General features: G+C 32.1%; 11 protein-coding genes. 4 read left to right on the forward strand and 7 right to left on the reverse strand.

Going from position 1 to position 14,723, the window contains the following annotated elements; all coding sequences use genetic code 11:
* Window positions 1-21: 21 nt before the first annotated feature.
* Complete coding sequence (locus ASC41_RS14840) at window positions 22-696, reverse strand: hypothetical protein (protein WP_055437446.1); 675 nt, start codon at window positions 694-696, stop codon at window positions 22-24.
* Window positions 697-808: 112 nt separating this feature from the next.
* On the reverse strand, window positions 809-2,041 hold the full coding sequence (locus tag ASC41_RS14845) for a M48 family metallopeptidase (protein WP_055437447.1): 1,233 nt from the start codon (window positions 2,039-2,041) through the stop codon (window positions 809-811).
* A gap of 85 nt (window positions 2,042-2,126) precedes the next feature.
* On the opposite strand from ASC41_RS14845, the gene ASC41_RS14850 reads away from it, so the two are divergent.
* Entirely contained in the window at window positions 2,127-3,509 is a 1,383-nt protein-coding gene (locus tag ASC41_RS14850; RefSeq protein WP_055437448.1) for a T9SS type A sorting domain-containing protein, read from the forward strand.
* Between the two features lie 59 nt (window positions 3,510-3,568).
* On the opposite strand, the gene ASC41_RS14855 is transcribed toward ASC41_RS14850, so the two are convergent.
* Window positions 3,569-4,369 carry a TrmH family RNA methyltransferase gene (locus tag ASC41_RS14855; RefSeq protein WP_055437449.1) on the reverse strand — a complete coding sequence of 267 codons (801 nt, stop codon included), beginning with the start codon at window positions 4,367-4,369 and terminating at the stop codon, window positions 3,569-3,571.
* Window positions 4,370-4,561: 192 nt separating this feature from the next.
* On the opposite strand from ASC41_RS14855, the gene ASC41_RS14860 reads away from it, so the two are divergent.
* The 3 genes from ASC41_RS14860 to ASC41_RS14870 all read left to right on the forward strand — a co-directional run bounded on the left by ASC41_RS14860 (window position 4,562) and on the right by ASC41_RS14870 (window position 8,753).
* Window positions 4,562-6,934 (forward strand): T9SS type A sorting domain-containing protein, encoded by a 2,373-nt coding sequence (locus ASC41_RS14860; protein WP_055437450.1) that lies wholly within the window; start codon window positions 4,562-4,564, stop codon window positions 6,932-6,934.
* Window positions 6,935-7,033: 99 nt separating this feature from the next.
* Window positions 7,034-7,843, forward strand: a complete 810-nt coding sequence (locus tag ASC41_RS14865) for a DUF6503 family protein (protein ID WP_055437451.1) — start codon at window positions 7,034-7,036, stop codon at window positions 7,841-7,843.
* A 118-nt stretch (window positions 7,844-7,961) separates the two neighbouring features.
* Window positions 7,962-8,753 carry a DUF6503 family protein gene (locus ASC41_RS14870; RefSeq protein ID WP_055437452.1) on the forward strand — a complete coding sequence of 264 codons (792 nt, stop codon included), beginning with the start codon at window positions 7,962-7,964 and terminating at the stop codon, window positions 8,751-8,753.
* 65 nt (window positions 8,754-8,818) lie between these two features.
* Here ASC41_RS14870 and ASC41_RS14875 read toward each other — a convergent pair whose 3' ends face one another.
* The 4 genes from ASC41_RS14875 to ASC41_RS14890 form a co-directional block, all read right to left on the reverse strand.
* A complete protein-coding gene (locus tag ASC41_RS14875) occupies window positions 8,819-9,178 on the reverse strand; it encodes a hypothetical protein (protein ID WP_152971484.1) in 360 nt (119 codons plus the stop codon).
* Between the two features lie 5 nt (window positions 9,179-9,183).
* Entirely contained in the window at window positions 9,184-10,482 is a 1,299-nt protein-coding gene (locus ASC41_RS14880; protein WP_055437454.1) for an amidohydrolase family protein, read from the reverse strand.
* Between the two features lie 89 nt (window positions 10,483-10,571).
* Window positions 10,572-13,547 (reverse strand): amidohydrolase family protein, encoded by a 2,976-nt coding sequence (locus tag ASC41_RS14885; protein ID WP_055437455.1) that lies wholly within the window; start codon window positions 13,545-13,547, stop codon window positions 10,572-10,574.
* Between the two features lie 69 nt (window positions 13,548-13,616).
* Window positions 13,617-14,684 carry a DUF3810 domain-containing protein gene (locus tag ASC41_RS14890; protein WP_055437456.1) on the reverse strand — a complete coding sequence of 356 codons (1,068 nt, stop codon included), beginning with the start codon at window positions 14,682-14,684 and terminating at the stop codon, window positions 13,617-13,619.
* Between the last annotated feature and the right edge of the window lie 39 nt (window positions 14,685-14,723).

Consider the following 14,723-nt stretch of genomic DNA (forward strand, 5'->3'; position numbering starts at 1 on the left):
TGATGTACAGTATGGCAGTAATTATTTAATTTCTTTATTTATGGTAGACTCTATTTTATAGATTGTTCCTGTAGCTTGTAATATTGAATCAGTAAATTCCTCACTTAATGCACCTTCACTTGTGTGAGTATCGTTAGTTTTAATAATATTAACAATTTCTTTCAACTTTAAAGTCAGTGTCAAAATTTCTGAAGTTATAGATGACATACCCAATATCGGTATTTCATTAAGTTCAGCGGTCTTCGTTTCTATTTTACTCGATAATGGTTTGATATTATTTCTAAGAGATTGAATTTCATCGTCGAGAAATTTCGTTGATTCTATGTGTTTTTTACTTAAATAGCTAACAATCTCATTCTGCTTCTTTATAAGTGCTTTTTTTTCTACACTTGAATCTTTTAAGTTTTCAAGTTTTTTACTGATTTCTTCTAAAGCTTTTATTTTTGTATTTGTCTCTAATTCATAACCTATCAGTTTAGTATTTAATATTCTTGTGGATTTAGTTGTCTCTGAATGAGGTTCGATCAAGATATACCTTAATTCATTTAATTTAGATTGAAGTTTGTCAAAATATTTTATGCGTTCTGTTCTACTAGATTCAGTTTTTTCAATCTTTTTTTTATCAAAATATTGATAAATACCCCAAATAAAAACTAGTATAGCTAAAGGAGAAAAGTACTTTAAAAAATCAATCATTATATTGTGTTTGGGTTAATTATTGTAAATGACTTGTTGATAAAAAATCAATTCAATATTTTATATGTTACGTAAACGAAGTTCGACTATTTTTTACAAAATCAAGTTAATATTATTTCTTCAAATTACTAAAACGCTCTAACAACGTAGGATGCGAATAATGCATAAATACATAAGCAGGATGCGGTGTTAAATTACTCAAACTATTTTTAGATAACTTTTTAAGCGACGTAATTAAAGGTTCGGCTTTGTATGTGTTTTTTGCATAATCGTCTGCCTGGTATTCAAATTTACGGGAAAACCAATTCATAATTAAACCAGTAATTGTAGAGATTGGAGAATATAAAATACCAAAAGCAATTAAGCCAATATGAAAACTAGGTTTCGAGACTCCTAAAGCTTCAGATAATAATGGATTAGAAATTAAAAGAGATAAAATGTATAACGTAAAACCAGTTAATAGTAAAGAGGCTACAAGATTAAAAATAATGTGTTTCTTTTTATAATGGCCAACCTCGTGAGCTAGCACGGCAACTATTTCTTCTTCTTCAAGATCGTTAATTAAAGTATCGTAAAGTGTTACGCGTTTTTCGCTTCCAAATCCAGAAAAATAAGCATTTGCTTTGGTACTACGTTTAGAGCCATCGATAACAAAAATTTTGTCTAAATTAAAACCTACGGTTTGTGCATAATTAGAAATAGCATCTCGTAAACTTCCAGATTCTAATGGTGTTTGCTTGTTAAATAAAGGTACAATTAGTCTTGAGTAAAAGAGATTCATAAATAAGGTGAATACCGTAATTAATGCCCAAGCATACATCCAGAATGTGTTTCCTGTAGTTTGATAAAACCATGTTAGTAAAGCTAATATTGCACCGCCAACAATAACCATCATTAACCAACCTTTTAATTTATCTGCTATAAAAAGTTTTTTTGTGGTCTTGTTAAATCCAAACTTTTCTTCTATTACAAAGGTTTTGTAATAGCTAAAAGGTGTCGTTAATATATCGCTACCTAGCATAATAATACCAAAGAATATAAGTGTAATTACTATTTCGTTAGTACTAAGGCTTCTTGCTAATTCGTCTATAAAAGCAAAACCATCTAAAAAGAAAAAAGCCAAGGTTGATACCAAAGAAAAAGCAGCGGTTAATAAGGAAAACCTATAATTTGTTTTCTTATAATCCTGAGATTTATGGTATTCTTCTTTATCGTAGACATCGTTTAAAACTTCTGGTATAGTATCGTTATAATGCTTTGCGTTTAAGGCATCTAAAATTTGATCGACAATAAAGCTAATTATTAAAATAGCAATAAGTATATAGAATAAAGTAGTTGAGGTCATTTAATAGAATTAGAGATTAATTTTAAAATCTATGCAAAGGTAATCAATAAGATTTTTTATATATTTATGTTCTAAACCACACAATATGAGAAAACTACTACTTTTAGCAATCTTAATTGCATTTAATTATTCTTTTGCACAAATTACAATAAACGAAAGTTATACAACACAACAACTTATTGAAGATGAGTTAATAGGAAACCCTAATTTTCCAGCGTCTAATTTTATTTCAAGTTCTGGATTAGATTTTGGGAGTGTTAATGGACTTGCTGCTTTTAATTCTAATGGTACCGATTTAGATTTTACCGAAGGTATTGTATTAAGCACAGGAAATGTTATGTCTATTCCAGGTCCAAATACTACTACTATGAGCTTTGGTAGTTCGGCATGGCCAGGAGATACTGATTTAGAATTTCATACTGCTGTATCGAGTACAAATAATGCATCTTTTATTCTATTCGATTTTGAAGCGCAAGTGCCAACAGTGAGTTTAGATTTTATACTAGCTTCTGAAGAATATGGTGCATTTGAATGCGATTTTCCAGATACTTTTGCTTTTATCTTAACAAATATTGTTACCGGAACATCGCAAAATATTGCATTGGTGCCAGGTACTAGCGATCCTATTTCTATATTAAACGTTCGCGGTGGCGGAAACAACTCTTGTGCACCAACAAACCAAGTGTATTTTGATAGGTATAATTACGATGTATCTGCCGCAACAGCAAATCCAGATTATGTTTTACCTCAAGATTCGCCAATAAATTTTAACGGACAAACAAAGGCTTTTATGCTTTTGGGAGATTTAGTGATTGGAGATATTTATTCTATAAAAATTGTTATTGCAGATGCAGCAGATATCGCTTACGATAGTGCTTTGTTTATTAGAAAAAGCTCTTTTGGTGCTATGCCACTTATGGAACAAGAACCAGACGATGTAGTAATTGATGATGCAGATAATAACGGATCATCTGTTTTTAATTTACGTGTTAACGAAGCACAAATGTTGGGAGCAGTGGATACCGCAATTTATACTTTCGATTTTAAATACTATATAACGTTAGCTGATGCGGAAACCGAAACTAATGAGATTACTAATCCAGAAGCGTATACAAACACAATGGATCCAGAGACTATTTATGTAAATATGAGAAATAGTTTTACAGGTAGTTTTATAACTAATAACTTTAAAATAGCAACAGATCTCGCATTATTAAGTGTGGATAGTTTTGAGTTGAAAGAAGTGAAGGTTTATCCTAATCCTGTAAAAGATATTTTATTTATTGAAGATGGTAATAGTAGTGTTTTAAAAGTAGAAATTTATAACATGCAAGGCCAATTAATAACGTCTAAAGCAAAAGTAGAAAGTAATAATTTAGAAATAAATTTTCAGAATTATAATGATGGAATTTATCTCGTTAAATTAATTTCTAACGAAGGTATAAATTACAAAAGAATAATTAAATAGATTGTTTAAACACTTAAGATTAATAGCTTTTAGTGCTCTAAAAGCTATTTTTTTTGCTCCTATTTAAAATCACGTTGTCTTTTAGCTTCAAAAACTAGAATACCAGCAGCTACAGATACATTCATAGAATCTATTGCACCTTGCATAGGAATACTAATGTTTTGTTTTGCAGCTTTACGCCAAGCATCACTTAATCCCGTAGCCTCTGTACCAACAACAATTGCCGTTGGTTGCGTGTAATCTTGCTTATGGTACTCTTGAGATTCTTGTAAAATAGCAGAGTAAATATTAATGTTTTTAGTTTTAAGAAAAGCAATTATATCTTGGGTAGAACCAGTTGCAATTTGGTTGGTAAAAATACAACCAACGCTAGAACGTATTATGTTTGGATTGTATAAATCTGTTTTCGGGTTTGCAATAATTACAGCATCTACATTTGCAGCATCTGCGGTACGTAAAATAGCGCCAATGTTTCCAGGTTTTTCGGGAGCTTCGGCAATTAAAATTAAAGGATTATCGTTTTTAAAATTTAACGCTTCAATAGTATTTTGTTTACTTTCTGCAATAGCAATAATACCTTCGGTAGTTTCTCTATAGGCTATTTTCTGGTACACTTCTTTGCTAACTTCAATAACTTCAGTAGTCTTTAAATTAAGCGCTCTAAGGTTTTCAACAGTAAATAATTCAGCATAAAACAAAACAGTTTTTAATGTATAGTTTCCTTTTGTTGCCAATTCAATTTCACGAGCACCTTCTATTAAAAATAAACCTGTTTTTTTACGTTCGCGAGATTTCTCTTTCAATAAAACAATTTGTTTTACTAATGCATTTTGGGTGCTATTTATCTGTTTAATATTCATTTTAACCAAGGAAAATCTTATATTTATAACTGAAACAAATTTACGCTAAATCTATTGTTTGTAACTAAAATTACTCACGATTTTCACGCAACCTTTTTTGTTTTTTAGTATCTATTAATAAACTAGGAAGTAAGAATATTTGTTTTTTATTCGCCATACTATCCATTAACCAATTAACTAAACCAAACCGTTATGAAAAAACAATTACTTTTATTAAGTGCTTTTCTCTTTACATTTTTAAGTTATTCTCAAGTAGCAAATATGCCAACACCTTTAGAGGTTTGTGATGATGCTTCTTCAGATGGTATCGCTGACTTTGATTTAACTATAAGTAATGCTGAGGTTTTAGGAAGTCAGAATTCTAATGATTTCTCAGTAATGTATTACGGAACTCAAATGGATGCAGATGCAGACATGAATCCGTTACCAAGTCCATATGCAAATACATCAAACCCACAAACGGTTTATGTAAGAGTAGAGGAGTTGAGTTCAGGTACTTTTGATACTACAACTTTAGATTTAGTTGTTAACCAAAGTCCAACTGTATTTACACCAGCACCACTAGAATATTGCGATGAAGATAACGATGGATTTGGAACGTTTATACTAACAGATGCCGACATTGAAATAACACAAGGAGCACCTGGTTATACCGTTACTTATTACGAAACAATGGCAGATGCAACGAATAATGTAAATATGTTATCAAACACATACAGTAATGTTGTAGCAAACACTGAAACGCTTTATGCGCGTGTTGAAAATGCTTCTACATCTACAAATTGTGCTAGTTTTGTAGCATTACAATTAGTAGTTAAAGGAGCACCAATTATAGATCCATATTATGATAACGAATTGCAGCAATGCGATGAATTAGACGCTAATTATAATTCTAATAACGATGATATTGGAGTATTCGATTTAACGCAAGAGATTCCAGAAATTACAGGAGGAAATACAGATTATACAGTTACTTTCTACGAGACTAATGCAGATGCACAGTCAGATATTAATGGTATTCCAGCACCAACAGCATACTCAAAGATTGTTAATGGACCACAAACAATATATATTAGAGTAAGCGATTTTAATACTGGTTGTTACGTATTCACTACGGTAACGATAAGAGTTTTACCAAACCCTTCTCCTGGACTGCCTAATGATCTAGAGGTTTGCGATGATAATAATGACGGCTTTTATGCTTTCGATTTAACACAAAACGACGCGATTATTATAAACGGTGAATCTGGGCAAACCATTACTTATTATGCAAGTCAAATAGATGCTGTGTCTGGCACAAATGCAATTGCAACTCCAACACAATTTACAAATACAAATCCATCTCAAACTATTTATGCAAGAGCAGAGAACAACATAACTGGCTGTTTTGCATTGGTAGATTTTGATATAATTGTTAACTCTCTACCATTACTAATTCAACCTTCAATATTAAATCAATGCGATGTGAATAATACAGGTGATCAGATGGAAGATTTTGTATTAGAATATGCTAATGCAGAAATATTAAATGGCCAAACAAATATTACTTTAACCTACTTTAGTACACAAATAGGAGCGGAGATTAACGATGGTACAGTCGAAATTGTTAGTCCGTATTACAATACAGCTAACCCGCAAACTGTTTACGTGAGAGCAGAAGATAACGATTCAGGTTGTGTAAATTCAGTTGCTTTGCAATTAACTGTAAGCGAATTACCTACAGTGACACTAGATAGCGAATACAGTTTTTGTGCAGGAGAATCGGTTATTATAGATTCTGGTTTCGATACTTCAACAGGTAATTATTCTTTTGATTGGTATATGAATGGTATTATTCTGACAGGAGAAACTGGACCAACACTTACTGTAGTTATGGCAGACGTTTATGATTTATATGTGCTTGACAATAATACCGGATGCAATTCAGGATACACTTCGTTTACAGTAACCGAAGTAAGTTGTGTCGATAGTGATGCAGACGGTGTAACAGATACAGATGAAGACATAAACGGAAACGGGAATTTAGACGATGATGATACAGATATGGATACCATCCCTAATTATTTAGACGATGACGATGATGGTGATAATGTACCTACAATAGATGAAATTGCCATAGTTTCTGGTAAAACTGCACAACACACTTTCGTGGATACTGATAATGATTTAATTGAAAATTATTTAGACGACGACGACGATGGTGATGGTGTTTTAACAATTAACGAAGACTACAATAATAATGGAGATCCAACAGATGATGATACTGATGCTAGTGGAACAGCAGATTATTTAGAAGTAAATGTAGCTTTAAGCACCACAGAATTTAATACTATAGATTTTGCTTTTTACCCAAATCCTGCAACAAGTATTTTAAATATTAAATTGAATAACGCTTCACGCGGAAATGCCACCGTTGAGGTTATAGATATTCAAGGAAAAATGGTGATAAGTACAATTATAAACCAAACATTACAGCTTGATGTAAAAAGCCTAATGTCTGGACTATATTTTGTAAAACTGAAATACGAAAATACCCAAACCGTTAAAAAGTTAATAATAGAATAATAGTTATAAAATTAAGTTAAAAAGCTTCAGTTAACGCTGAAGCTTTTTTTGTAAGCGTTAAATTTACGTTTATAAAAACCAAAAATATAAATACAACAAATGAAAAATCAATTATTCCTTTTTGCTTTACTAATTACAGTATTTGCATGCAAGCAAGAAAAAGAAATGGTATTAGAAAAAGAGGCTATTATGGAATCTGTTAAAGCAAAGGTAGCAACACCTGCTTATCCAGAAAATTTGACTAAAGTTTTTAATGCACATGGAGGAATAGATGCTTGGAAATCTATGAAATCGCTTTCTTTTAGTCAAGAAAAGGAATTTGGTAAAGAAGTAACTTTAACAAATTTAGATTCAAGAGAGGCTTTAATAGATAGTCCAAATGCAACAATTGGTTTCGATGGACAAACACCTTGGTTTGTAAATAAAACTGATGGAGATTACAAAGGTTACAATCCTAAGTTTGGCTATAACCTAATGTTTTACTTCTATGCGATGCCTTTTGTATTAGCAGACGATGGTATTAATTATGCAGATGCAGAACCTCTTGTTATAGATGGTGTAACGTATCCAGGAATACAAGTAACTTATAACGCAGGAGTTGGCGAAACACCAGAAGATCGTTACGTTATGTACTACAATCCAGAAACATATGTAATGGAATGGTTAGGTTATACCGTTTCTTTTGTTGAAGGTATAGATAAAAAAGAATTACATTTTAGAAAATACGGCGATTGGCAAGAAGTAAATGGTTTAAAACTACCAAATTCGATAACAGGTTATGGTTTTAAAAACGATAAGCCTACAGATAAAGCTAAAGCTCCAAATGTATTTACAGATGTTAAGTTGTCTACAACAGCAGCAGACTCTAAAGTATTTGCAAAGCCAGAAGATGGAACTTTTGTAGAGTAAATAGCAGTCTAAATAAATTTTAAAAAAGCTTCAGTAATTTACTGAAGCTTTTTTTGTAATGATAAGTTTCGGGTTACGACAAAATACTCTTAAACAATAAAAACTAACAAAATATTTTATGAAGAATTACTTAATATTAGCAGTTGTAGCTATCCTATTTGCATCTTGTAAGCAAGAAACAAAACCAGTTGAAAGTATAGATTACGCTGAAGAAACACTAGATGTTACAACTTCTATATATCCAGAAAATGTGTCTAAAGTATTTAATGCACATGGTAGTGTAGAGGCTTGGAATAGCTTTAAAACATTAGAGTTTACAATGAAAAAACCTACTGGTGATGAAAAAACAACAGTAGATTTACAAAACAGACGTTCTTTAATAGAAACTGATGCTTTTAAGTTAGGTTTCGATGGTACTGATGCTTGGGTTATGGATAAAGGAGATAATAAATACGAAGGAAAACCTGAGTTTTACTACAACTTAATGTTTTACTTCTATAGTATGCCTTTTGTTTTTGCAGATAACGGTATCTCTTATTCTGATGTAGAGCCTTTAGTTTATAACGGTAAAGAATATCCTGGAATAAAAATTAGCTACGATGCTGGTGTTGGACAATCTTCGGACGATGAATATATTTTATATTATGATGCCGATACAAATAAAATGGCTTGGTTAGGTTACACAGTTACTTATTTCTCTAAAGAGAAAGCTGCTAGTTTTAACTTTGTACGTTATGCAGATTGGCAAACGGTTAATGGTATAGAGTTACCATCTAAATTAGAATGGTATAAAGCTGAAGGTTTCACTATTGGTGAAATGAAAAACGATTTATTGTTTACAGATGTTAAGTTAACAAAAACGACTCAAGAAGATTCTTTTTACAAGAAACCAGTAGTTGCTGTTGAGTAATATAATATAAAGGAATAAAAAAAAGCGAGCAACGGAGCTCGCTTTTTTTTGTTTGTACTATTTTGTTATTCTTTATATAATGCGGTGTAATGGGTTTCTTTCGGATTGAAAAAATTACCAGAAAACATAACATTATCTAACGCTACATTTAAATTAGACTTAGAGTTAAAATCTGAATACTTATAGATTTTATTAGCATTTCTAGTTAATGCCACTAGGTTACGATGATCAATCTTGTCTAACTTTACTAGAGTAGAGGAGGTTGTTTTTATACTTTTTGAAATAGCATCTAAATTTGTTTGCGTAAAATAAGAACCATCTATATTTAGTGTGGATAAAAATAGAGGCTGTGTTTTAGTAAGTGCTTCCTTTTCTTGAGAGAAAGCCATGAAATTTAGTAGTAAAAAGAATAATAAAACCTTCATAATATTTAGTTTTTATATTTATTAGAGTAACGTTTGTATAACTCGGTTTGGTGAGATTCTAAACTAATATCTCTACCTTGAATATACGCTTTTTCTAACTTATTTGTTCTCATATCTAAAGCATCGCCTTCACTTATAAAAAGTGTAGCATCTTTTCCAACTTCTAAAGAACCTACTTTAGCAGCAACACCTAAAATTTTTGCAGTGTTTAAAGTTATTAAACTTAAAGCTTGTTCTTTATCTAAACCGTAAGCAGCACAAGTTCCTGCTAAAAAAGGAAGATTTCTAGCATTCATACGTTCCATATCTCCTGCATTTTCTAAACCAACTAATACACCAGATCTTACTAGCTCATTTGCTAATTTAAAAGGTAGATCGTAATCATCGTCATCATTTTTTGGTTTGCTGTGTACACGTTGTAATAAAACAGGAACGTTGTTTTGTTTTAATAAATTACTAACTTTATTAGCTTCATAACCACCAACAATTACTAAGTACTTTATGTTGTTTTGTTTAGTAAAAGTAATAGCGTCTGTAATCCCTCTTTCGGCATCTACATGTACATATAACTTTTTAGAACCATTAATTAAGCCTTGTAAAGCCTCGAAAGGTAAATGCTTAGGCGATTTATTACTTGCTTGGTATGCTTTACTTTCAGCAAAATAAGTGCTTAATTCCTCAACTTGTTTTTTGTAATCTTTGTTTTCTTTTAACATAGAAGGTTCACCTAACCACCAGCGACCACGAGAAAACGGACTTGGCCAATTCATGTGAATACCGTCATCGGCCTTAATAGCTGCATCTTCCCAATTCCAAGCATCAAACTGTACTACAGATGAAGCTCCCGAAATACGTCCGCCACGAGGTGTTATTTGTCCCATTAAAACACCGTTAGGTCTCATAGATTCAACAATTTTAGACTCGGTATTATAAGCGATTAAACTTCTAATGTGTGGATTCATTGCACCAACTTCGTCGGCATCATCACTGGCACGAACAGCATCAACTTCTACTAATCCTAAAGTAGAGTTTGGTGCTATAAAACCTGGGTAAATATGTTTTCCTTGGGCTTGCATTACATTACCTTGGCGTGCAATTTTCATGTTTGCGCTACCAACAAAAGTAATTTTCCCATCGTTAAACATAATAAGTGAATTTTCTATCACTTGTCCATTTCCTAGATGTGCCGTTGCACCTTCAATAGAAATAGCATTTGTTTGTTTAGATGCCGGAGTTTGTTGTGCAATTACTACCGATGAAAGTAATAAAGCAAAAGCCAGTATGTTATATTTTAATTTTTTCATTCTAATTGTATTTTATTATTTCCGCGAAAGCGAAACACTTTTTTATTAATTTAAAAGTAAGCTACTAGAGTAAAACTGTCTAGGAATTTCTAAAACTCAGAATCACAGTGAAAATGAGCTTTCTCTTTCTTCTCAATTGGCTTCGTTTTTAAACCTTTGTTTTTAGCTTGAAGCATTAACGATGTTAATTCGTTTTTCTCTTTTTTAATAGCTTCTCTTAATTGCTTATCATGATTAATATCAAAATACGTTACACCTTCAATAATTGTTTTTTCCGCTTTAGCGTAAATAGACATTGGATGCTCGCTCCATAAAACAACATCTGCATCTTTCCCCACTTTAATACTACCAACACGATTATCGATATGTAATAGTTTTGCAGGATTTAAGGTTACAAACTTCCAAGCATCTTCTTCGCTTACGTTACCGTATTTAACAGATTTTGCAGCCTCTTGGTTTAAACGTCTAGACATTTCGGCATCATCACTATTAATAGCAACTGTAATACCCGCATTGTGCATAATTGCCGCGTTAAATGGTATGGCATCGTTTACTTCGTATTTGTAAGCCCACCAATCGCTAAAAGTAGAACCACCAGCACCATGTGCTTTCATTTTATCGGCTAGCTTGTAACCTTCTAAAATGTGTGTAAAGGTGTTAATGTTAAAGTCGAATTTCTCTGCAACCTTCATTAACATATTAATTTCACTTTGTACGTAAGAGTGGCAGCTTATAAAACGCTCTTTGTTTAATATTTCTGCAATCACTTCCATTTCTACATCCTTTCGGTAAGGTTGTCCGCTTTTCTTTTTAGCATCGTATTCTTTTGCACGCTGAAAATAATCGGTATAAACCTGTTCTACACCCATTCTTGTTTGTGGAAAACGAACTGTATTTGTGCTTCCCCAATTACTTTGTTTTACGTTTTCACCTAAAGCAAATTTTATAAATTTAGGAGCATCTTTGTAAATTAAGTTATTAGCTGTTTCTCCCCATTTAAGTTTAATAATTGCCGAACGACCACCAATTGGGTTTGCAGAACCATGTAGTATTTGAATAGAAGTTACACCACCAGCAAGGTTTCTGTAAATGCCAATATCTTCTGGATTAATAACATCTTCTTGTGTTACTTCTGCGGTAGAGTTGTGTCCAGATTCGTTAACCGATGAGGTTGCAATATGCGAATGCTCATCTATAATTCCAGCTGTTAAATGCTTGCCTTCACCATTTATAATTTGTGCTTTAGAAGCACTTAAGTTTTTACCGATTTTAGAAATCTTACCATTTTTAATTAATACATCAGTATTTTTTAAAATACCATCGGCTTCATTAGTCCAAACAGTAACGTTTTTAAATAATAAAGTTTCTTGTTGTGGTAAGCTTTCAAAACCATACGCCATGTTAGGATAGGTTACAGGAAATAATTTGTTCTCTTTTTTGTCATCTTTATCATCGGCTTCTTTTTTATCGTCGGCTGTTTTAACTTCTGATTTTTTTGCTGTAAAAGAGGCTTCATTTCCATTCGGAAAAATAGCTTTTCCGTTAAAAGTAGAGGTGTTGTTTATATTAGCAACCAAACGAATAAATTCTTGTTTTGTAGTATCTACTGTAGAGAAAGTAAGGTTTAGCCAATCGTCATTAAAACTAATTTTAGAACCTAGTTTTTTATCGTTAGCTTTTAGTTCTGCTTTTAGCTTTTCAATTTCACCTTTAATTGTTAATTCGTAATCTGTGTTCTTTATATTAAAAGTGTAATCACCACGAATATCTCTATTATCCATTGGTTTTAATTCATTTTTAATACCAGTAACCCAGTTTTGGTAGATTGTAGTTTTCTTTTCGAATACATCTCCAGAAGTGACTAAGAAATTAGCATAAGCTCCAGCTTTTAATGTACCTAATGTGCTCGTTTGCCCTAAAACTTGAGCAGGAATTGTAGTTAATGCTGCTAATGCTTTTTCTTTAGATAATCCAGCGTCGATAGCTTTTAAAAGATTAGGTATAAATTCTTTTGCATCTTTTAACTTGTATGTAGAAAGCGCAAAGTTTACATTGTTATCTGCTAATATTTTTGGATTGTGTGGTTTCTGGTTCCATTCTCTTAAATCGGCTAAATCGACAGAGTTTCCTAAAAACGGATTCTCCATATCGTAAGCATCTGGGAAGTTTAATGGTAAAATAAAGGTTCCGTTAGTTGCTTTAATATCTTTAATGTACTCATATTCATCACCACCACCAACAAAAACATACTGCGTGTTAAATTGATCGCCAATATTATCTAAACGCAACGCATTTAATTTACTACCAGCTTCAATAATTTGAACCTGATTTTTGTTTCTGTTAAAAGCTTCTAAAGTTCTATCTTTTTCTTTTGCTGCTCCAGAGGCATACCATTTTGCATCCATATTTACTTGGCGCAATAGTGCAAAAGCACCCATTATTGATGTTGGGTAGGCTTGTTTAGATGTTTTACTTTTACTAGTTCCTAAGTACTGTCCGGAGTGTTCTTTTAATATTCTATTTGCATCACTGCCTTCAGAATTTAAAGCAATTAAGGTTCCTGTACCACGAATAATACCGTCCTCTATATGCGTGTTTACAACTCCAAAACCAGCTTCCATAAGCTTTTTAGCTTCTTTACCGTCGTACTTAAATTTATCGATTGCATTTTGGTCGGCTCTAATATGGTCGTTCCAATAATAGCCTTCTCTTGCGGCATCGTATTGTGGTCTTCGCGAATTACCTTCTGGTCTTTTAGGTTTTTCAACTCCAAAAGTAGAGTAAATGTCTATAAAAGAAGGATAAATACTTTTACCAGATAAATCTGTAACCACAGCATTTTTAGGAATAGAAATGTTTGCTCCAACAGAAACTATTTTACCATCTTTAATTACTAAAGTTCCATTTTCTATAACCTGAGTAGGCGAGACGTGAATTTTAGCGTTAGTTACGGCAGTGTAATTGGAACTTATGGTTTTTACACCATCATTTTTTGGGATGTTTTCTTGTGCAAAAAGATTAATTGTACACGCAAGAAAAACGAATAGTAGAGTTTTTTTAATCATGAGTTGGTTTGAAAAAATATTAAGGACTAAATATAGTAATTAGATAAGCTTTAAAGCAAATGAATATTGTTAAAGTCTTTTGTCATGAAGGTAATTAACAAGCAATGCTACAACATAGCTGTAACTCTTCATGCCTCCTTTTTGGTTGTTGGCTTCCAAAAATGTGCTATAAGTAGAATGAAATAAAGGTTCTATTGGGTTTTTATGGTTGTCCCAAAACTCGCGAACCTCTTGATAGTTTTTTAAAATGCCAGGATTAATTGTTGCAGCAAATTTTTGATATTGTTCTGGATCACGTCTGTAAACTTCGTGTAAACAGTGACGCAAACCAAAAGTATAACCAGAGTATTTAAAGTAAATATCTTCGTTGTTTGTGGCTGCTAAAAAGCCAATAAAATTAGCTTCGTTTTCTGCAGCATATCCTAATTGGTGTGCTACTTCGTGAGAAGCAGTAGTAGCAAATTTAAACACAGGAATTAAACTGTTTACTTGAGCTTCGTTACTTAACGGATTTAAATATCCGCTAAAACCCATATACGTTAATGGTAAACTAAGCATAGATTTTTTTATACTCGTTCCTTTATATTCTAACTGCGGAAATGTTTTTTGTAATGCCGAATAACCTTCGGGCACCTTAGATATAACTTGAGTTTTAGAATAAGGAAATTCTACTTTTACAGTATCGTTTTTTGTTATTTTAAGATGAATAGCATTAGACTTATCGATGAGGTTTTGAGTTACTTTTAGTAGTTCTTCAGTAGTATAATCTGCTTTTAAATTCAGGTTTTCATGAAGCGGTAACCGGTAATAATTCATTGCCCAAAACAAATGGAAAGCAATGTAAATAATAGATAAAGCCGAAAACACATCTATTAACCAATTTCTAAAATCTTTAAAAATGCGCTTTCTATTTTTAATAAACCATTTTATACTATAGATAATGGCAAGCGCGTAAACAATATCTCCAAACGAAAATGGCAACCAGCCTAAAGTATAGCGAAACAGTTTTGATGTTATTGGGTATAAACCTTTGCTGTAAAAGGTTTCAATAAACTCTGGGAATTTAGCAAGTAGTTTTACTAATAGAAACGCAGGAATTATAGAGAATGCAATTAATATTTTTTTGTTTTTCAGCATAATTCAAAAATAGTTAATTTTCTGTTAGATGGCTTCGGT

It is taken from the genome of Lacinutrix algicola, assembly GCF_001418085.1.
GTDB classification, from domain to species: domain Bacteria; phylum Bacteroidota; class Bacteroidia; order Flavobacteriales; family Flavobacteriaceae; genus Lacinutrix; species Lacinutrix algicola.

Excerpts from the sequence above, each read along its gene's own strand:
- ASC41_RS14840 (WP_055437446.1), bottom strand. The coding sequence starts at position 696 with ATGATTGATTTTTTAAAGTACTTTTCTCCTTTAGCTATACTAGTTTTT.
- ASC41_RS14845 (WP_055437447.1), bottom strand. The coding sequence starts at position 2,041 with ATGACCTCAACTACTTTATTCTATATACTTATTGCTATTTTAATAATT.
- ASC41_RS14850 (WP_055437448.1), top strand. The coding sequence starts at position 2,127 with ATGAGAAAACTACTACTTTTAGCAATCTTAATTGCATTTAATTATTCT.
- ASC41_RS14855 (WP_055437449.1), bottom strand. The coding sequence starts at position 4,369 with ATGAATATTAAACAGATAAATAGCACCCAAAATGCATTAGTAAAACAA.
- ASC41_RS14860 (WP_055437450.1), top strand. The coding sequence starts at position 4,562 with ATGAAAAAACAATTACTTTTATTAAGTGCTTTTCTCTTTACATTTTTA.
- ASC41_RS14865 (WP_055437451.1), top strand. The coding sequence starts at position 7,034 with ATGAAAAATCAATTATTCCTTTTTGCTTTACTAATTACAGTATTTGCA.
- ASC41_RS14870 (WP_055437452.1), top strand. The coding sequence starts at position 7,962 with ATGAAGAATTACTTAATATTAGCAGTTGTAGCTATCCTATTTGCATCT.
- ASC41_RS14875 (WP_152971484.1), bottom strand. The coding sequence starts at position 9,178 with ATGAAGGTTTTATTATTCTTTTTACTACTAAATTTCATGGCTTTCTCT.
- ASC41_RS14880 (WP_055437454.1), bottom strand. The coding sequence starts at position 10,482 with ATGAAAAAATTAAAATATAACATACTGGCTTTTGCTTTATTACTTTCA.
- ASC41_RS14885 (WP_055437455.1), bottom strand. The coding sequence starts at position 13,547 with ATGATTAAAAAAACTCTACTATTCGTTTTTCTTGCGTGTACAATTAAT.
- ASC41_RS14890 (WP_055437456.1), bottom strand. The coding sequence starts at position 14,684 with ATGCTGAAAAACAAAAAAATATTAATTGCATTCTCTATAATTCCTGCG.